This is a genomic window from Vibrio sp. bablab_jr001, from assembly GCF_016464285.1.
In the GTDB taxonomy this organism is placed as follows: domain Bacteria; phylum Pseudomonadota; class Gammaproteobacteria; order Enterobacterales; family Vibrionaceae; genus Vibrio; species Vibrio fluvialis.
On the sequence record NZ_JACDWZ010000072.1, the window covers coordinates 108,419 to 127,885 of the forward strand.

The window sequence follows — 19,467 nt, forward strand, 5'->3', positions numbered from 1 at the left end:
AGTGAATACTCCGGCTTTTTTTATGCCTGAAAATCCGCTAGAAATTTGTGCTGTGTTTCTGCACACTGAAAAATCAGTCTCCAAGGAAAGGTAAATATGAAAATTCAGCAGCTTAAGCATCACACCGAATCGGTTTCACTGTCTATCGATCACTGGGCGTTAGCCAAGGGTGAACACTGGGGCATGTTTTCTACCCACAGCCACGCCGCCTCGTTGTTGGTGCGTATTCTGAGTGGGGAGCTGACGCCGCAACAAGGTGAGGTGAGTGACATGCCGGGTGTGGTGGCGTGTGTCTCGCTGCATGAGCAGCAGCGGTTGCTGGATTTGGAACTGGAAAAAGACGACACCGATTTTATGGACCAGATTGATTATGGTTCGACGGTGCAGGAGCTGATTCTGGAAACCGGCTGTGGTGAAGAGGCACTGGAGGCCTTGTTGATGCAAACCGATCTGCTGGCATTGCGTCAGCGCGGTTTTCGTCAGCTTTCCACTGGCGAAACCCGCCGCGTGATGCTGGCGCGGGCGATGGCGCTCAAGCCACAACTGCTGATCCTCGATGAACCTTATTCCGGGTTAGATATTGCCCACCGCGCGCATCTCTCTCAACTACTTGAGGAACTGGCGCAGCAAATGCAACTGCTGATTGTGACTTCGCGCGAAGATGAATTGCCGCCGTTTGTTACTCATGTCGCTCTGTTTGACGAGCAAAGCTTGTCGCAGACACTGACTCGCGATGCCTGGCTCAATCATCCGCTGATGGCGCAAATGAAAGCGCTGTCGCACAGCCGCAGTGACGCTATGCTGGCACTGTTGGAGGCTCATCAGAGCGCGCACAGTTATCCGGATCCGTTGGTGGAAATGAACAATGTCACGGTTGAGTACGTCGATGCGCCCATTTTTCATGGCGTAAACTGGCAGATTCGGCAGGGTGAGCACTGGCAGGTTCGCGGGCCCAACGGGTGTGGTAAGAGTACGCTGCTCGGGTTGATTCTCGGTGACCATCCGCAGTGTTATAGCAATGATATTACTGTGCTTGGCATGAAGCGCGGTAGCGGCGAAACCATCTGGGATGTCAAAAAGCACATTGGCGTGGTGTCGTCGGCGCTGCATCTGCAATACCGCGTCAATTGCAGTGCGCTGGAAGTGTTGGTATCGGGCTTTTACGACTCGATTGGCCTCTATCAGCAGCCGAGCAAAAAAGAGATTCTGTTGGCTCGTGAGTGGCTGCAACTGTTGGAGATGAGTGAACTGGAGAAAGTCGGCTTCCGCAATCTTGATTACGGCCAGCAGCGCCTGCTGCTGATTGGCCGCGCGCTGATAAAACAGCCCGCACTGCTTATCCTCGACGAACCGTATCAAGGGCTGGATTACCTGAATCGTAAGCTGGTGTTTCACGCGCTCAATCGTATTGCCTCAGCGGGAATCAGCCAACTGTTGTATGTGACGCACCACGAGGAAGATGCACTGGATGCGATTCAGCACTTTGTCGACTTCGAGGCTCAGGAGCGTGGAGGCTACTGCGTGAAAATTCACTCAACAGCGTGAATTCAGTTGGTTAGCCATAAGCATGACCGAAAACTAACAATCGTTGGTCAATTTGTCGGCCATAATAGGCGGGTAGACAAGCAAAACTATCCCACGATGGAGGTTAGTATGAAAAAGATCGTTTCAGCGCTGGCAGTGGCTGCCGCTCTGGCTTCAACTTCTGCGATGGCATCAACACCGGTCATGTTCTCTTCAATCAACAACTTTAATGCCCCGGATGATAACGCGGTTGCGGGTGTGCGCGTGGCGGCACTGTACGGCAATGTGGATCAGGTCAAAGGCCTAGACTTAGCCATCATCGGTATGTCAGAAACGCAAACCACCACAGGTGTGAACCTGGGTATTTTCGGCGCGCACAAAATCAACCAAGAAATGACCGGTGCGTCACTGGGTCTGTTTAACTGGAACACCGGTAAAACGGTGGGTGCGAACGTCGGTGCGGTCAACATTACCAACGATGTGAAAGGGGCAAACGTCAGCTTTGTGAACTACTCAGAAGGCAACACCATGGTGGATGTGGGTGCAGCGAACTTCTCTGACACCTCAACCGTGCAGGTCGGTATCTTCAACAAAACGTCGAAGATTGAAGGGGTGCAGGTTGGCCTGATCAACTGCGCCGACAACGGTTTCTTCAAATGTTTCCCGATCATCAACTTCGCGAAATAAGCGTTGGTTGAATGAAAAAAGCGTTGCCTGTGAGCAACGCTTTTTTATTTCTAGGGAGTTTAATGGCGGCGGCGAAAACGCTGATGTACGCCGCGGCGCAGGCCCTGAAAGGTATTTTCGACCTTATCCACCCCGTACAACACGCACAGCACCAATAGGGTAATCACCACCGATTGCAACTGATACCCCAAACCAATCATCAGCCCGAGCGCGGCCAACACCCAGATCACTGCCGCGGACGTCACACCGTGAATCTTGCCATCCTGAGTCATCATCACGCCCGCACCAAGAAAGCCGACGCCGGTAATGATCTGGCCCAATACGCGCGCCTGATCGAGCGTGTTGGGGGAGAGCGATACCGCCATTGCCATAAACAGATAGGTTCCGGAAATAATCAGAATCGAGGTTCGAATGCCGACGGGCTTGCCGCGCGTTTGGCGCTCAATGCCAATCAGCAAACCGTTAATCGCGCAGCACATCAGCGCTGGCCAACTGAACGGGCCAAAATCAAAAACAGTATCCAACGAAAACATAATGGCCTTAAACGTACTGAGGAACAAAAACGCGCAGTATGCGCGCAATCAGAATCCGAAGCGAATAAAAGCTTTTAGTGGTGTGGATAACGGTTACTTGTTACTCAAGGTGAAGATCGAGAGGGGTTTTACTCTTACGACCGCCAATCTCACGCGTTAAGGTTGGTACTAGATAACCGGAGACGCGCTCCAGCAGCCCGCTCATGATGGCTTTGGCGTCTGCATCGCTGATGTAGAAATGGGCCGCGCCCTGCACTTTATCCAACACGTGCATGTAGTAAGGCAGAATGCCGGCATCAAACAGGGTTTCACTCAGCGCCACTTGCGCTGCAACGCTATCATTCACACCTTTGAGCATCACGCCTTGATTCAGCAGGGTAACATTGACCGCACGCAGGCGTGCCATCTGCTGTTTGAGTTCGAGATTGATTTCGTTGGCGTGGTTGATGTGCGTCACCAGTACCACCTGAAGGCGGGTATTCGCCAGCAGTTCCACCAGTTCATCGGTCACTCGGGCCGGAATCACCACGGGCAGGCGCGAGTGAATGCGCAGGCGTTTGATGTGGCTGATGGCGCCGATACGCTCAATCAGCCAGCTCAGTTCCTGATCTTTGGCCATCAGCGGATCGCCACCGGAAAGGATGACTTCATTGAGCTCTGGTTGCGAAGCAATGTAATCCAGGCTTTGCTGCCATACCGCTTTGCTGCCTTTGTTGTCGGCGTAGGGAAAGTGACGCCGAAAACAGTAACGACAGTTAATCGCACAACCACCTTTGACGATCATCAGCGCGCGGTTGCGATACTTATGCAACAAACCAGGCACGGTGTTGTTCTGCTCTTCGAGCGGGTCTTCGGAGTAGCCCGGATGGACCTCAAACTCTTCACTGAGCGGCAGTACCTGACGCAACAGCGGATCGTACGGATTGCCTTTTTCCATCCGATCGACAAAACTTTGCGGCACCCGCTGCGCAAACAATTTGCGCGCGTCAAAGCCGTTTTGCCATGGCTGAGGATCGATGCCGAGCTGCTGAAGTAATTGAGCAGGATCGGAGATCCCATTCGCGAGCTGTTGGATCCAGTTTTGCTCAACAGAATCGACTTTTCGGGTTATGATGTGCGGCATTAACTTTAACTCGAAGAATGTAAGAGGAAATAATGGCTACTGTTAGCACGAATGAATTTAAAGGCGGTCTTAAAATTATGCTTGATAATGAGCCGTGTGTCATTCTCGAAAACGAGTATGTAAAACCGGGCAAAGGTCAGGCGTTCAACCGCGTACGAATCCGTAAACTGCTTTCTGGTAAAGTTCTGGAAAAAACATTCAAGTCTGGTGACACTGTTGAAGTTGCCGACGTCATGGATATCGACCTGGACTACCTGTACAACGACGGTGAGTTCTACCACTTCATGAACAACGAAACGTTCGAGCAGATCCCAGCTGACATGAAAGCGGTTGGCGAAAACGCAAAATGGTTGGTAGAGAACAACACGTGTACGCTGACTCTGTGGAACGGTAACCCAATTTCAGTCACGCCACCAAACTTCGTGGAACTGGAAATCACGGAAACTGACCCTGGCCTGAAAGGCGATACTCAGGGTACAGGTGGTAAACCAGCAACACTATCAACTGGTGCAGTTGTGCGTGTTCCACTGTTCATCCAAATCGGTGAAGTGATCAAAGTTGACACTCGCAGCGGCGAATACGTAAGCCGCGTGAAGTAAGTTAACGCTTGATAAAAAAACCAGCGCTTAGCGCTGGTTTTTTGTTGCCTGAAAAGGAATTGAGCACAAAAAAAGGCAGGTGAGATACCTGCCTTTTGCGTTTTTACAGCGTGTTAGATCATGAAGATAAACACAACAGCCAGCGCTGAAATGATGCCCGCAAAGCCGTAACACGCGATTTTACCTGCCACTCCTGTATGGAATTTCAGGTCATGCATGCCGTGGTGCACGCGGTGCATCGCATGCCACATCGGCAGCGCTAATGTGCCGATCACAAACAGCGCACCGATGATACTGGTCACGAAACCAGACACACGTTCATAGCTCATCGCTTCAGCATCAATGATGCCGAGCGGCGCAAGGATACCCAACACCAGAATGGTCACTGGCGTGATCATGGCAAACCAAGTACCACCGGCACCAAACAGGCCCCACCATACGGGTTCGTCTGAACGTTTTGGATTGGTATTAATCACAATAGGCTCCTTACACCACGAAGAGAACAATCAGTGAGATGAAAGCTACCGCTGCCCACTGAGTCAGTACGATGATTTTCTTGTCCAGCAACTTGCCGTTGAGGCGAATTGGCACCACCTGCGGCATCATGCTGAAGAAGGTTTGCGCATGGAACAGGCTGCCTGCCAGCGCAACGATGTTGATCGCGATGACGATTGGGTTCGCCATGAAGGCCAGCCAGCTATCCCACGCTTCAGGCCCTTTCACCAATGCACCCAGACCGACGGTCAGGAACAAGGTAAACAGGATGAGCGGCAGTACGGTCGCTTCACGCACCATGTAGAAGCGGTAGAACGGATGATCTTTCCACCAGGTACGTTTCACTTCACGAACATAAGGTTTACGATTACTCATCCTCAGGCCTCCTGTGGTTTCAGCATTGCAATGACGAAGTCCATGGAAGACTCCACTTTGCCTTGGTTTACCGCAGCCGCTGGGTCAACGTGTTTTGGACACACTTCAGAGCAGTAACCGACAAACGTACAACCCCAGGCACCGTTTTCGCCGTTGATCAGCTTCATACGCTCGGCTTTACCGTTGTCACGGCTGTCGAGATTGTAACGGTGAGCCAGTGTCAGAGCCGCAGGGCCGATGAACTCTGGGTTCAGACCGAACTGAGGACAGGCTGCGTAGCACAGACCGCAGTTGATACAACCGGCGAACTGTTTGTATTTCGCCATCTGCTCCGGCGTTTGCAGGTTGGTGCCGTCTTCCGGTTTACGATCGTTACCGATGATGTAAGGTTTGATGGCTTCCAGACGCTCGATGAACGGGGTCATGTCAACAATCAGGTCTTTCTCGATAGGGAAATTCGCCAGTGGCTCGATTTTCACGCCGTCTGGGTAGTCACGCAAAAAGCTCTTACATGCCAGCTTCGGCACGCCGTTGACCATGATGCCGCATGAACCACAGATCGCCATACGACAAGACCAGCGGTAAGACAGATCTTTATCCAGATGGTCTTTCACATAACCGATCGCGTCCAGTACCGACATGGTTTCATCAAACGGAACTTCAAACCCTTGTAGATGTGGTTCTGCGTCTTTTGCCGGGTCGTAGCGCAGGATTTCCACTTTTTGAATGCGGTTCGCTGACATTATTTCTGCTCCTCTACGCTCTTCTCTGCTTCGGCCGCTGCGGCTTTCTCTGCCGCTTCACCGTATAGACGTGCTTTTGGCTGAGATTTTGTGATGGTGACCGCGCTGTAATCGATCTTCGGTGCATCACCGTTTTGGTAGAACGCCAGCGAGTGTTTCAGGAAGTTCACATCGTCACGCTCTGTGCAGCCATCGTCGAGACGTTGGTGCGCGCCACGGGATTCTTTACGCAGCAGCGCAGAGTGGACCATGGTTTCCGCGACTTCTAGCCCATAACCGACTTCGATGGCGTACAGCAGGTCAGTGTTGAACACTTTACCTTTGTCTTTGATGCTGATGTGCTTGTAGCGCTCTTTCAGTTCCGCCAGTTTCTTGATGGTCTCTTCCATCAGATCTTCCTGACGGTAGATACCACAACCCGCTTCCATGGTATGGCCCATTTCAGTACGGATGTCAGCCCAGTTTTCGTCGCCTTCTTGGTTCAGCAGTGCCTGGATGCGTGCTTCAACCGCTTTCACTTGCTCGTCGATGGCGCTGTCATTCCAGCCTTGGAAGGCTTCTGCGCGTTTCACGGCGTGTTCACCCGCGACGCGACCAAACACCACGAATTCAGCCAGCGAGTTAGAACCGAGACGGTTTGCACCGTGCAGACCGACCGATGCACATTCGCCCACCGCGAAGAGACCCTGAATACGCGTTTCACATTCGCCGTTGGTTTCGATACCACCCATGGTGTAGTGCACTGTCGGACGAATTGGAATCGGCTCTTTCGCCGGATCGACGTTGACGTACGCTTTCGCCAGTTCACAAATGAATGGCAGACGTTCTTGCAGGTATTCTTCGCCCAGATGACGCAGGTCGAGGTGCACCACATCACCCAGTGGGTGTTTGATGGTGTTGCCTTTTTGCTGCTCATGCCAGAACGCTTGAGAAACTTTGTCGCGTGGACCCAGTTCCATATATTTGTTCTTTGGCTGGCCAACCGGTGTTTCCGGTCCCATGCCGTAATCTTGCAGGTAACGGTAGCCGTTTTTGTTGACGATGATACCGCCCTCACCACGACAACCTTCGGTCATCAGGATACCGGTACCTGGCAGACCCGTTGGGTGGTACTGCACGAATTCCATGTCACGCAGTGGAACGCCGTGGCGGTAAGCCATCGCCATGCCGTCACCGGTTACGATGCCGCCGTTGGTGTTGCAGTGATAAACACGGCCTGCACCGCCAGTCGCCAGCACGACAGATTTCGCTTTGATGGTCACCAGTTCACCTTCTGACATGTGAATGGCGATAAGACCCTGCACTTCGCCGTCAACCACCAGTAGGTCAACCACAAAGTATTCGTCAAAGCGTTTGATTTGAGGGTACTTCATTGAAGTCTGGAACAGGGTGTGCAGCATGTGGAAGCCGGTTTTATCGGCCGCGAACCAAGTACGTTCGACTTTCATCCCACCAAAACGGCGCACGTTGACCTCGCCGTTTTCTTTACGGCTCCAAGGGCAACCCCATTGCTCCATTTGGATCATTTCGCGTGTCGAGTTCGCCACGAAATATTCAACAACATCCTGTTCACACAGCCAGTCGCCACCGCCAACGGTATCGTTGAAGTGGTTGTCCAGGCTGTCTTCTTCCTTGATAACTGCTGCGGAGCCACCTTCTGCAGCGACCGTATGAGAGCGCATTGGATAAACTTTGGAAATAAGCGCGACTTCCAAGTTCGGGTTTGCTTCAGCCGCTGCAATAGCAGTACGAAGACCAGCGCCGCCGGCGCCGATGACTGCGATATCTGTGGTGATAGTTTGCACAGTTATCCTCCAGTGTAGTGAGTTTTTTATTGGGACCAGACAACGGTCCCTGATTATTATTCGCAGCTTGTTCGATATGAAGGGAAGCTTCTTCTCGGTACTCGCTACTTTCCACTTGTACCAAAGTGGTAGGGCTAGTGTAGAAGAGGAGTAGGCTGAAAAAATTGATTCTGTTGGGCTTTTGCTTCGGTAATGCAAGTGCGAGCATACTTATTCCTCTTTGTGTGATTTCGATCACGCACGGGTTTGGATTTTTTCTACTTCAGAGTAAAATCGGCCTCCTCTGTGATTATGTGAAGACCGAATATGAGCAAGTCAGAATGGATGCCGACCGCATCAATTGAGCAACTCAAACAACGTGCCACGCTGCTGCGTAGCATTCGTCAGTTTTTTGCTGAGCGTGATGTGCTGGAAGTGGATACACCAGCGATGAGTCATGCCACCGTGACCGATGTGCATCTGCATACTTTTCAGACCGAATTTGTCGGCCCGGGTTACGCCGATGGACGTAAGCTGCACCTGATGACCAGCCCGGAATTTCACATGAAGCGCTTGCTGGCTGCCGGCAGTGGTTCAATTTATCAGATGGGCAAAGCGTTCCGTAATGAAGAAAACGGCCGCTACCACAACCCGGAATTCACCATGCTGGAGTGGTATCGAGTCGGGTTCGACCATCACGATCTGATGGATGAGATGGATGCGCTGTTGCAAATGACGTTGCAAACCGGCCCCGCCGAACGCATGACCTACCAGCAGGCCTTTCTTGATGTGCTGGGCGTGTGCCCGCTGGAAGGCTGCATGACCGAGCTCAAGCAGGCCGCGGCAACGCTGGGGCTGAGTGATATCGCCGAGCCGGAACAGGATCGCGATACATTGCTGCAATTGCTGTTTAGCATGGGTATTGAAGCGAAGATTGGTCAGCACGTGCCGGCATTTGTGTATGATTTCCCGGCCTCGCAAGCGGCGCTGGCGAAAATTAACCCGAACGATGCGCGTGTGGCGGATCGCTTCGAGGTCTACTTCAAAGGTATTGAACTGGCGAACGGTTTCCACGAACTGGATAACCCTCGCGAACAGCTGGCGCGCTTTGAAGCCGATAATGCCAAACGCATCGAAATGGGGCTTACGCCACAACCGATTGACTATCATCTGATTGCCGCGCTGGAAGCCGGGTTGCCGGAGTGTGCTGGTGTGGCGCTGGGTATCGACCGTTTAATCATGCTGGCGCTGGGTGAAGATCATATTGATACAGTTACCGCGTTTCCGTTTCCACGTGCGTAACACAGACAAACTGGCTGACCCCGAATGAAGACGGTGGCCAGTTGGCAGCCTGACGAGGATCATTTTCGTGGCCTAAGTCAGCGATTCTGCGCGGTAAGCGCTCGCGTCAGGCTGGCAACCTCGTTATACTCTTTGGCTGTTTTGATCCACCATTGCAAGAGCGCAGGATATGCAAGAATACATTCAGTTTTTCCAACAGAACATGATCCTATCACTGGCCTGGGTAGGTATTTTGGTGGCGTTGATCGTCAGCATCTATAAATCATCAACGGCTGCTTACAAAGAAGTGACCGCTTCTCAGGTGACGCACCTGATGAACCGTGAAAACGGTGTGGTGGTGGATATTCGCACCAAAGAAGATTACAAACGTGGTCACATTACCGACGCAGTTCACATTTTACCGTCGGACATCAAAGCCGGTAACCTGGCTGCCCTTGAAAGCCACAAATCTGACCCAATCATCGTAGTATGCAAAACTGGTCAGACAGCGCGTGAAAGTGCTGAGCTGCTGGCGAAAGCAGGCTTTGCAAACGTCAACCTGCTGAAAAATGGCCTGGTAGCTTGGAACGAAGCGAATCTACCTCTGGTTCGTGGCAAAAAATAATCGGTCACGAACGTTCTGTAACAGGCGCTGAATAAAATGTCGGCGCCTGAAACCAAGAGTTGTGATGCTTGGCACGGATTGGGTTTCCCCTCTAGTGATCCCGCCAGCTCTCGGTTAGTCTCAGGACAATGACTCGAAATTCTCTGTATTAAGGACAAAATCATGGCTGAAGCAGCACAACAACAAGCTCCACAACAAAACTTCGCAATTCAACGCATCTACCTGAAAGATGTATCTTTTGAAGCACCAAACTCGCCAACGATGTTCCAAAAAGAGTGGAACCCAGATGTGAAACTGGATCTGGACACGCAAAGCCGTGAACTGGGCGACGGTGTATACGAAGTGGTGCTACGTCTGACTGTGACCGTGAAAAACGCAGAAGAAAACGCATTCCTGTGTGAAGTACAACAAGCGGGTATCTTTACTGCAGACCAAATGGAAGCTGGCCAACTGGCACATTGCCTGGGTGCATTCTGCCCGAATATCCTGTTCCCATACGCGCGCGAAACTATTGCTAGCCTGGTTGTGAAAGGTACGTTCCCACAACTGAACCTCGCGCCAGTGAACTTTGACGCTCTGTTCATGAACTACCTGCAACAACAAGCTGCACAAGGTGAAGAAGCGCAAGCATAAGCTGCCGCTTCTCACTGCATGCCTCTCTTCACCATAGGCGTTGAGGGGCAACGCTAATGCACAGCGCATCTTCCTAGCATGGTGCGATGTGCATTTTTGTTTTTACCCCCGGAGAAATACCAAGCTGCGTCTGCATGCCAAGGTGTTTTGGGTATAGAATTAGAACAACTGTTATCCATCAGGCGGAACAATGACCGATTCACACACAAACAATGCCTACGGTAAAGCGATTTCAATGACCGTCATTGGCGCGGGTTCGTACGGTACGTCACTGGCCATCTCTCTGGCTCGTAATGGCGCGAATGTCGTGCTGTGGGGACACGATCCCGAGCATATGGCGCAGCTGCAAGCTGATCGGGCGAACCACGAGTTTCTGCCGGGTATCGATTTTCCACCGTCGCTGATCATTGAGTCTGATCTGCAAAAAGCGGTGCAAGCGAGCCGCGATCTGCTGGTGGTAGTACCAAGCCATGTGTTTGCGATTGTGCTTAAGAATCTGCAACCTTACCTGCGTGAAGACACTCGTATCTGCTGGGCAACCAAAGGTCTGGAACCGGAAACCGGACGCCTGCTGCAGGACGTGGCTCACGAAGTGTTGGGCGAATCGCACCCGCTGGCGGTGCTGTCGGGTCCGACGTTTGCTAAAGAGTTAGCCATGGGGATGCCAACCGCCATCTCGGTTGCATCACCGGATGCGCAGTTTGTCAAAGAGTTGCAGGAGAAAATTCACTGCAGCAAAACGTTCCGTGTCTATGCCAACAGCGATTTCATCGGTATGCAGCTTGGCGGCGCGGTGAAAAACGTGATTGCGATTGGCGCGGGGATGTCTGATGGTATTGGGTTTGGTGCCAATGCGCGTACCGCACTGATTACCCGTGGTCTGGCGGAAATGACTCGCCTGGGCGCAGCACTCGGCGCGCAGCCGGAAACCTTTATGGGCATGGCTGGACTCGGTGATTTGGTGCTGACCTGTACCGATAACCAATCGCGTAACCGCCGCTTTGGTCTGGCCTTAGGTCAAGGTAAAGATGTCGATACGGCACAGCAGGAAATCGGCCAGGTGGTGGAAGGTTATCGCAACACCAAAGAGGTGTGGCTGCTGGCTCAACGCATGGGTGTTGAGATGCCAATAGTTGAACAAATTTATCAAGTATTGTATCAAGGAAAAGACGCGCGCATGGCAGCACAAGATCTGCTGGCGCGCGATAAAAAAGCAGAACGATAACCACAGCTTCTAAGCTGCTTGGCATTTTTTGAAGGATTAAAAGAGCGACCCGGCGTGAGGCTATGCCGGGAAAAGCCCGAGGCAGAGTGATCAATGAAACAGTGCGCACAAAACAAAGTCTGGCAGACCATCATTAATGAGGCCCGCGAGCAGTCAGAGCAGGAGCCGATGCTGGCGAGCTTCTACCATGCGACCATTATTAAACATGAAAGCCTGTCGGCGGCGCTGAGTTATATTCTGGCGAATAAGCTCAATACCGCCTCGATGCCGGCGATGGCTGTGCGTGAAGTGGTGGAAGAGGCGTTTGCCGCCGATCCTAAAATTACTGAAGCGGCGGCGTGTGATATTTGTGCGACAGTGAACCGCGACCCGGCAGTGTCCATGTATTCGATGCCGCTGTTGTATCTTAAAGGTTATCACGCGCTGCAAGGCTACCGAGTGGCTAACTGGCTATGGCGCCAGGGTCGTCAGGCGTTGGCGACCTACCTGCAAAACCAGATTTCTGTCGCGTGTCAGGTGGATATTCACCCGGCAGCGCGTATTGGCCGCGGCATCATGCTCGACCACGCTACCGGCATTGTGATCGGTGAAACGGCGGTGGTGGAAGACGATGTGTCTATTCTGCAAGACGTGACGCTGGGCGGTACTGGTAAAGAGTGCGGCGACCGTCACCCGAAAATCCGCGAAGGGGTGATGATTGGTGCCGGGGCGAAAATTCTTGGCAACATCGAAGTTGGCGAAGGGGCGAAAATCGGCTCGTGCTCGGTGGTGTTGCAACCGGTTCCGCCGCACACCACTGTGGCCGGTGTACCTGCGCGTATCGTCGGTCGTCCGAAAACCGACAAACCTTCACTGGATATGGACCAGAACTTTAACGGTCGCTCACAAACCTTCATCGGTGGCGACGGTATTTGATCCGCCGGTTACAGACAACAAAAAAGGGATGGTGCTGAGCATCATCCCTTTTTTCTGTTTACGCCATGGCGTCCAGTTCAGCGACCACTTCTTCGGCCCACTGAATCCAGGCCTGACGCACCAGCAGATTGCGGCGCAGAGTCAGACGCTCAAGACGTTGCTGCTTGTCCATGACCGCTGGATTAGCATAGTACGCCGCTTCGATTTCTTTGTAATGTGCGACCAGTTTGCGTGACTCTTCCACCAGTTCAGCAAGCTGAACACGGTATGGGTCGGCTGGCTGAACGGCACAAGCCATCAATTTAGCACTGAATTCATCCCTTACTGTCGGATGCGCGGTTGGTTGATCGAACCATTCGCCCAGAGCACTGCGGCCAGAGTCCGTGATCGAATAAACTTTACGATCCGGTTTGCCTTCCTGAGGTTCCAGTACGCAAGTTACCAGGCCTTGCTGACCCATCTTGTTCAGTTCGCGGTAAACTTGTTGGTGGCTGGCTTTCCAGAAATAGCCAATGCTTGCAGAAAACTCTTTAGTGATGTCGTATCCGGTTGCATCGCGTGTGCTAAGAACAGTAAGGATAACGTGTGGTAATGACATGTCTTCAATCCAAATGGTTAATAAACTTCTAACAGTAGACTCAGCCATCGTGCGTACTTCTATTGGTACACTAAGATTCTGGGTTTGAGTCTTGCCAGCAACGGAGTGCTGTCCTTGTCACCTTTAAAGCCGTTTATCACCTAGGATTGATATGTCTTTGCATATCGGACTGCGACTTGTAGTGTTTGAATGGATGTCGCAGAGGAGCAGTAGTATATCTAAATAATAAGCATAAAGTAGAATACAATAACGTTTTTCATAAAAAAACTGATATTATTCTCAATAAAATCATCCGAAAAAATAAAAGACCGCCATTTGGCGATCTTTTGTTAACAATTGGATTTTTATGCTGGTAATCAGCCAGTATTGCGCATGCCTGCTGCGATACCCGCAATCGTCACCATCAAGGCTTCTTCCAGTTCCGGATCCGCATCCTGAGATTGACGCGTACGGTACAACAGTTCGGCCTGAAGCATGTTCAATGGCTCCACGTAGATGTTGCGCAGACGAATTGACTCATGGCCCCACGGATCGCTCTGCATCAGGTTCTCATTGTTCTCTACGTTGAGCACCGTCTTAATGTCTTTTTGCAGTTGATCGCGCAGACGCTGACCGAGTGGGCGCAGTGATTCATCCACCAGACGCTCATCGTAATAACGCGCAATGTCCATGTTACATTTGGTGTACACCATCTCCAGCATACCCAGACGGGTCGAGAAGAACGGCCACTCACGACACATCTCTTCCAGCAGTGCTTGATGACCCTTATCGATCGAATATTGAATCGCTTCACCGGCACCCAGCCAGGCTGGCAGCACCAGACGGTTCTGGCTCCAGGAGAAGATCCATGGAATCGCACGCAGGCTTTCTACGCCCCCGTTCGGGTTACGTTTTGCCGGGCGCGAACCGAGCGGCAATTTACCCAGTTCCAGTTCTGGCGTAGCCTGACGGAAGTACGGGACGAAATCCGGCTCGCCGCGCACCACGGCGCGATAAGCTTCGCATGAGACTTCCGACAGCACGTTCATCAGATCGCGCCATTCCTGTTTTGGTTCTGGTGGTGGCAGCAGGTTCGCTTCCAGCACTGCACTGGCGTACAGGCTGAAGCTGTTGACCGCCACTTCCGGCAGACCGAGTTTAAAGCGAATCATCTCGCCCTGTTCCGTCACGCGCAGACCGCCTTTAAGGCTTTTCGGTGGCTGAGACAGCAGTGCTGCGTGCGCAGGGGCGCCGCCACGACCAATGGTACCGCCACGGCCGTGGAACAGGGTCAGTTCAACACCCGCTTCTTCGGCCACTTTAACCAGTGATTCCATCGCGTGGTACTGAGCCCATCCCGCCGCCATGACGCCGGCATCTTTGGCTGAGTCAGAGTAGCCAATCATCACCATCTGATGGTTCTGAATGAAGCCACGGTACAGATCAATCCCCATCAGTTGGGTAATGACTTTTTCAGCGTTATTGAGGTCGTCCAGCGTTTCAAACAGTGGACATACGTCCATACGGTAAGGGCAGCCGGATTCTTGCAGCAGCAGGTGAACCGCCAACACGTCGGATGCGGTGCGAGCCATCGAAATGACGTAAGCGCCAAACGCCTCACGCGGCTGCGCGGCAACGATTTTACAGGTGTCGAACACTTCTTTGACCGGTGCTGACGGCTCCCAGTCACGCGGCAACAACGGACGTTTTGAGGCCAGTTCGTTGGTCAGGAAGGCAATCTTATCCTGTTCGCTCCACTGATTGTAATCACCGATACCAAGGTAACGAGTCAGTTCAGACAGCGCATCGGCGTGGCGAGTACTTTCCTGACGAATGTCGAGGCGCACCAGATGAACACCGAACGCTTTGACGCGGCGCAGGGTATCGAGTAGTGAGCCGTCGGCGATCACGCCCATGCCACATTCATGCAGGGATTGGTAACACGCGTACAGTGGGTCCCACAGCTGGCTGACATTCTGCAGCGGTGCTTTCACTGCCAGCTTCTGGCCGTGAATTTTCGCATCCAGAATTTCCAGTGTTTCCTGAAGCAGGGAACGAACGCGTTTCAGTACCGCGCGGTACGGTTCATGTTCTTCTTCACCAGCCAGCGCGCGCAGCGCATCATTGCACTTGGTCATCGACAGCTCGGCAACCAGCTCGTTAATGTCACCCAGATAAAGGTCCGCGGCTTTCCAGCGCGACAGGAGCATTACTTCACGTGTGATGGAGTGGGTGACAAACGGGTTGCCGTCGCGGTCACCGCCCATCCACGATGAGAAGTGCACTGGGCGGGCATCGATAGGCAGGCCTTCGTCCAGATACTCTTTCACGCTCTCATTCAGTTCACGCAAAAATTCTGGCACGGCTTGCCACAGTGAATTCTCAACCACAGCGAAGCCCCATTTGGCTTCATCCAGCGGGGTTGGACGCTGTTTACGGATGACATCAGAATGCCAGCCCTGGGCAATCAACTGTTCTAAACGACGCTCAGTTTTTAGGCGTTCTTTAGAAGAAAGATCGCTCAGTTCCAGTTTGGACAGACATTCGTTAATTTTGACCAGATTGTTGATCATGGTGCGACGGGTGATTTCCGTCGGGTGCGCAGTCAATACCAGTTCAATATTCAGATCGCGAACCGCCTGCGCGGTATCCAGCTTGCTGATGCCGTTCTGGCTCAGTTTGCTGAACAGCGAATGCACCGCATCCGGCTCACACACATGCTCTTCGCAATGACGCGAAATCGTGTGGTACTGATCGGCGATATTAGTCAGATTCAGGAATTGGTTAAAGGCGCGAGCGACCGGAGTCAGCTCATCGTTATTCAGGCTTTTAATCTCTTCAATGAGATTCTCGCGGTCAGCTTGATTGCCGGCGCGGGCAGATTTAGAAAGTTTTCGGATGGTCTCCACTTTCTCTAAAATAACGTCACCATCCGCATCCTGGATAGTCTGACCCAGTAGTCGACCGAGCATGCTCACGTTACTTTTGAGCGCGGCGTATTTTTCGTTCATTGTCATCCTGCCTTGTAAAAAAATTACATCCATTGTTCTTTTCTTTAAGTACACAATCTAACGAAATTTGTCTAGTGCCGTCAAACGCAGCAGACTAAGATTCCATTTATTTCTCGGTTGGATCTTTTGAACATCTGTTAGGATAAATATCCATTTTTGTTGAAATTTTCTTACAAAAAGCCCTGAAGGGTAAAACCGCCTCAGGGCCACGTAACAGCTTGTTCACACTTTAAAAGCAGTATTTGACCATGGCTTTGGACAGCACATTGATGGTCGGATCGATAAAGTCAAATGCCAGAAATTCGTCCGGCTGATGTGCCTGATCGATTGAGCCCGGGCCTAAGACTAAAGTCGGACACAGCTCCTGCAAGAACGGTGCTTCCGTACAGTAGTTAACGGTTTGTGGTTCATGACCACAAATTTCACTTACTCCGGTAATAAACGGATGATCGTGCGCGCATTCGTAACCTGGAATCGCTTCGTGCAGCGGCTCCAGTTCGATACGGCCCGGCCATTTCTCTTGCACCTCTTTCAGCGCGCCGCGCAGCATATTATCCAAGCCATCCAAACTGATGCCCGGCAGCGGACGTACATCGTAATGCAGTTCACAGCAGCCACAGATACGGTTGGGCGCATCGCCGCCGTGAATATGGCCAAGGTTCAGCGTAGGGGTAGGAATTTCAAATCCCGGATGATGGTACTCTTTCACCAGCTTATCGCGCAGTTGCATCATCGCAAACAGCACTTCGTACATGATCTCAATCGCGTTCACACCCAGTGCCGGGTTGGATGAGTGGCCCGATTTACCTGTCACCCGAATGGCGTTGGCCACATGACCTTTATGGCCGTGGATCGGTATTAAGCTGGTCGGCTCACCGATGATGCAGTAATCCGGTTTGAACGGCGCGTTTTGCGTGAAGTGGCGCGCGCCCAGCATGGTAGTTTCTTCATCACAGGTCGCCAGCACATACAACGGCTTGCTCTGCTTGCTCCAGTCCACCTTCTTCACGGCTTCATAAATAAAGGCAAAGAAGCCTTTCATGTCGGCGGTGCCGAGCCCGTAAAAACGGTTGTTATCCTGCGTGAGCGCATGAGGATTGTAGTTCCAGCGCCCTTCATCAAACGGAACGGTATCACTATGGCCAGCCAGTAACAGGCCGCCTTCACCTTCGCCCTTTTTGGCGATCAGGTTCTGTTTACCCGGCGCAACCTGATCAATCTCTACTTTAAAGCCGAGATCGGTCAGCCAGCCTGCCAGTTTGGCAATCACCTGCTCATTACCTTGGTCCCACTTGGGATCCGTGGCGCTAATCGACGGGGTCGAAATCAAGCCTTCATAGACTTCGAGGAAACTGGGTAATTGCATATTATCTTCGCTCCTACTATTGACAGAATAACGCTGAAAATGTAAAACACATATTAAATCACTTTTAATGAATAAAAAACCGATTAAAGTGGTCTTTTTTGAAATTAATAGTCAGTTTTAAATGTTGTTATTCACCTTCTTTTTGGATGTTTTGAGATGCTAAAAACCACCATCATCGGCGCAAGCGGTTATACCGGAGCAGAGCTCGCTCTTATGGTTCACAAACACCCAGAGCTCACGCTATCAGGTTTATACGTTTCCGCCAACAGCGCGGATGCCGGAAAGTCGATTGCTCAATTGCACGGCAAACTGGCTGGGCTGGTGGATATGCCCGTCCATGCGCTGCTGGATGTAGAGCAGGTGGCCAAAGCGTCGGACGTGGTGTTTCTTGCGACCGCGCATGAAGTCAGCCATGACCTAGCGCCAGTGTTTCTCGCCAACAACTGTCAGGTATTCGACCTGTCAGGTGCGTACCGCGTGCAAAGTGAAGGTTTCTATCAACAGTTTTATGGCTTCGAACACCAGCATGGTGACTGGTTGTCTGAAGCGGCTTACGGACTGGCCGAGTGGAATCAGGAAGCTATTCTTAATAGTCAGCTGATCGCAGTTGCGGGATGCTACCCAACCGCATCGCAACTGGCGATTAAGCCGCTGCTGGTGGCGGGCCTGGTGGATAAATCTCAGTGGCCAGTCATCAATGCGGTAAGCGGTGTTTCCGGTGCCGGGCGTAAAGCCAGCATGACCAACAGCTTTTGCGAAGTCAGCCTGCAGCCTTACGGTGTGTTTACCCATCGTCACCAGCCTGAAATCGCGACGCATCTCGATTGCGATGTGATTTTTACTCCGCATCTGGGCAACTTTAAGCGTGGCATTCTGGCCACCATCACGATGAAGCTCGCCGCGGGTGTGACGGCGGCTCAGGTTGCTAAAGCGTTTGAGCAGGCATACCACGGTAAACCAGCAGTGCGTCTGCATACCAGCACACTGCCAAGAATTCAGGATGTGGAATTCACGCCTTTCTGCGATATCGGTTGGAAAGTGCAGGGTGAGCACATCATCGTCGTTTCGGCGATAGACAATTTATTGAAAGGTGCATCGAGTCAAGCGATGCAGTGTTTAAACATTCACTACGGTTTCGATGAACTAACCGCTTTGGTGTAAGGGTTAAAAATGACGGATACAAAGCAAAATCCATTGGTGATTAAGTTAGGTGGTGCCGCTCTGTCGTGTGCAGAGACACTCAGCAAGCTTTTCGGCGCAATCGCCCAGTATCAAGCCCAAGCACAGCGACGAATTGTGATCGTACACGGCGGTGGTTACCTCGTGGACGAACTGATGGAAAAACTGCAGCTCAAAACCGTGAAAAAAGACGGTTTACGTGTGACGCCTTATGACCAGATCCCGGTGATTGCCGGAGCATTGGCGGGGACAGCGAACAAGATGCTGCAAGGCCAAGCGATCAAAGATGGTCTTAATGCGGTGGGCCTGTGTCTGGCTGACGGCGGCCTGTGTCAGGTGGTCGAGCTGGATCCGGAACTGGGCGCGGTGGGCCTGGCGAAAGCGGGCGATGCCAAGATTGTTGAAGCGCTGCTGACGGCGGGTGCACTGCCAATCATCAGCTCAATCGGCCTGACCGCTGAGGGGCAGATGATGAACGTCAATGCTGACCAGGCAGCGGTTGCCGTTGCTGGCGCGCTGGACGCAGAGCTGGTACTGCTGTCGGATGTGAGTGGTGTGTTGGATGGCAAAGGTCATCTGATCCCAAGCATGGATGAGAAGCAGGCGGATGCCCTGATTGCCGGCAAAGTGATTACTGACGGCATGATCGTTAAGGTCAAAGCAGCGCTGGAAGCGGCCAAAGATCTGGGCCGCCCGATTGAAGTGGCGACCTGGCGCTATCCGGAAAAGCTGGCCAAGCTGTTCGCCGGACAAAGCATCGGCACGCAGTTTCTGCCTGAATAAACGAATTGA

General features: G+C 52.2%; 19 protein-coding genes. 10 read left to right on the plus strand and 9 right to left on the minus strand.

The genetic code is table 11. From position 1 onward, the window contains the following. Nucleotides 1-96 precede the first annotated feature (96 nt). Both modF and JIG40_RS11105 read left to right on the plus strand, forming a co-directional pair. Nucleotides 97-1,545: a molybdate ABC transporter ATP-binding protein ModF gene (gene modF / locus JIG40_RS11100; protein WP_158129941.1), complete on the plus strand. Its 1,449-nt coding sequence runs from the start codon at nucleotides 97-99 to the stop codon at nucleotides 1,543-1,545. Between the two features lie 108 nt (nucleotides 1,546-1,653). Continuing rightward, the gene (locus tag JIG40_RS11105; protein ID WP_020329413.1) at nucleotides 1,654-2,211 is read left to right on the plus strand and encodes a hypothetical protein; all 558 of its coding nucleotides are present in this window, start codon (nucleotides 1,654-1,656) and stop codon (nucleotides 2,209-2,211) included. Nucleotides 2,212-2,270: 59 nt separating this feature from the next. On the opposite strand, the gene JIG40_RS11110 is transcribed toward JIG40_RS11105, so the two are convergent. Continuing rightward, nucleotides 2,271-2,744 carry an MgtC/SapB family protein gene (locus JIG40_RS11110; protein ID WP_020329414.1) on the minus strand — a complete coding sequence of 158 codons (474 nt, stop codon included), beginning with the start codon at nucleotides 2,742-2,744 and terminating at the stop codon, nucleotides 2,271-2,273. Nucleotides 2,745-2,844: 100 nt separating this feature from the next. Further along, nucleotides 2,845-3,867, minus strand: a complete 1,023-nt coding sequence (gene epmB, locus JIG40_RS11115; RefSeq protein WP_020329415.1) for an EF-P beta-lysylation protein EpmB — start codon at nucleotides 3,865-3,867, stop codon at nucleotides 2,845-2,847. 32 nt (nucleotides 3,868-3,899) lie between these two features. Between epmB and efp the strand changes: the two genes are divergently transcribed. After that, nucleotides 3,900-4,466, plus strand: coding sequence for an elongation factor P (efp, locus tag JIG40_RS11120; protein WP_020329416.1), 567 nt, complete (start codon nucleotides 3,900-3,902; stop codon nucleotides 4,464-4,466). Nucleotides 4,467-4,579: 113 nt separating this feature from the next. Here efp and frdD read toward each other — a convergent pair whose 3' ends face one another. From frdD to frdA, 4 genes are read right to left on the minus strand one after another with little or no spacing between them, the layout of a single operon-like run. Then, nucleotides 4,580-4,942: a fumarate reductase subunit FrdD gene (frdD, locus tag JIG40_RS11125; RefSeq protein ID WP_020329417.1), complete on the minus strand. Its 363-nt coding sequence runs from the start codon at nucleotides 4,940-4,942 to the stop codon at nucleotides 4,580-4,582. A gap of 10 nt (nucleotides 4,943-4,952) precedes the next feature. After that, nucleotides 4,953-5,336 carry a fumarate reductase subunit FrdC gene (gene frdC / locus JIG40_RS11130; RefSeq protein ID WP_020329418.1) on the minus strand — a complete coding sequence of 128 codons (384 nt, stop codon included), beginning with the start codon at nucleotides 5,334-5,336 and terminating at the stop codon, nucleotides 4,953-4,955. Between the two features lie 2 nt (nucleotides 5,337-5,338). After that, complete coding sequence (locus JIG40_RS11135; protein ID WP_020329419.1) at nucleotides 5,339-6,079, minus strand: succinate dehydrogenase/fumarate reductase iron-sulfur subunit; 741 nt, start codon at nucleotides 6,077-6,079, stop codon at nucleotides 5,339-5,341. After that, complete coding sequence (gene frdA, locus JIG40_RS11140; RefSeq protein ID WP_020329420.1) at nucleotides 6,079-7,884, minus strand: fumarate reductase (quinol) flavoprotein subunit; 1,806 nt, start codon at nucleotides 7,882-7,884, stop codon at nucleotides 6,079-6,081. The genes JIG40_RS11135 and frdA overlap by 1 nt, the downstream gene beginning before the upstream one ends. 306 nt (nucleotides 7,885-8,190) lie before the next feature. Between frdA and epmA the strand changes: the two genes are divergently transcribed. The 5 genes from epmA (at nucleotide 8,191) to cysE (ending at nucleotide 12,542) form a co-directional block, all read left to right on the plus strand. After that, on the plus strand, nucleotides 8,191-9,165 hold the full coding sequence (epmA, locus tag JIG40_RS11145) for an elongation factor P--(R)-beta-lysine ligase (RefSeq protein WP_154183954.1): 975 nt from the start codon (nucleotides 8,191-8,193) through the stop codon (nucleotides 9,163-9,165). Between the two features lie 169 nt (nucleotides 9,166-9,334). After that, the gene (locus JIG40_RS11150; protein WP_020329424.1) at nucleotides 9,335-9,769 is read left to right on the plus strand and encodes a rhodanese-like domain-containing protein; all 435 of its coding nucleotides are present in this window, start codon (nucleotides 9,335-9,337) and stop codon (nucleotides 9,767-9,769) included. A gap of 162 nt (nucleotides 9,770-9,931) precedes the next feature. Further along, nucleotides 9,932-10,402 carry a protein-export chaperone SecB gene (secB, locus tag JIG40_RS11155; protein ID WP_020329425.1) on the plus strand — a complete coding sequence of 157 codons (471 nt, stop codon included), beginning with the start codon at nucleotides 9,932-9,934 and terminating at the stop codon, nucleotides 10,400-10,402. A 190-nt stretch (nucleotides 10,403-10,592) separates the two neighbouring features. Further along, the gene (gene gpsA / locus JIG40_RS11160; protein ID WP_024373665.1) at nucleotides 10,593-11,627 is read left to right on the plus strand and encodes an NAD(P)H-dependent glycerol-3-phosphate dehydrogenase; all 1,035 of its coding nucleotides are present in this window, start codon (nucleotides 10,593-10,595) and stop codon (nucleotides 11,625-11,627) included. A 93-nt stretch (nucleotides 11,628-11,720) separates the two neighbouring features. Then, nucleotides 11,721-12,542 (plus strand): serine O-acetyltransferase, encoded by an 822-nt coding sequence (cysE, locus tag JIG40_RS11165; RefSeq protein WP_020329428.1) that lies wholly within the window; start codon nucleotides 11,721-11,723, stop codon nucleotides 12,540-12,542. Between the two features lie 58 nt (nucleotides 12,543-12,600). Here cysE and JIG40_RS11170 read toward each other — a convergent pair whose 3' ends face one another. From JIG40_RS11170 to argE, 3 genes are all read right to left on the minus strand, one after another. Next, nucleotides 12,601-13,140, minus strand: coding sequence for a PadR family transcriptional regulator (locus JIG40_RS11170; protein WP_020429311.1), 540 nt, complete (start codon nucleotides 13,138-13,140; stop codon nucleotides 12,601-12,603). Between the two features lie 356 nt (nucleotides 13,141-13,496). Beyond that, on the minus strand, nucleotides 13,497-16,130 hold the full coding sequence (gene ppc, locus JIG40_RS11175) for a phosphoenolpyruvate carboxylase (protein WP_020429309.1): 2,634 nt from the start codon (nucleotides 16,128-16,130) through the stop codon (nucleotides 13,497-13,499). A 229-nt stretch (nucleotides 16,131-16,359) separates the two neighbouring features. Further along, on the minus strand, nucleotides 16,360-17,496 hold the full coding sequence (gene argE / locus JIG40_RS11180; RefSeq protein ID WP_020329431.1) for an acetylornithine deacetylase: 1,137 nt from the start codon (nucleotides 17,494-17,496) through the stop codon (nucleotides 16,360-16,362). A gap of 156 nt (nucleotides 17,497-17,652) precedes the next feature. Between argE and argC the strand changes: the two genes are divergently transcribed. Continuing rightward, complete coding sequence (argC, locus tag JIG40_RS11185; RefSeq protein ID WP_032081689.1) at nucleotides 17,653-18,657, plus strand: N-acetyl-gamma-glutamyl-phosphate reductase; 1,005 nt, start codon at nucleotides 17,653-17,655, stop codon at nucleotides 18,655-18,657. 9 nt (nucleotides 18,658-18,666) lie between these two features. Then, nucleotides 18,667-19,458: an acetylglutamate kinase gene (gene argB, locus JIG40_RS11190; RefSeq protein WP_020429303.1), complete on the plus strand. Its 792-nt coding sequence runs from the start codon at nucleotides 18,667-18,669 to the stop codon at nucleotides 19,456-19,458. Nucleotides 19,459-19,467: the final 9 nt, after the last annotated feature.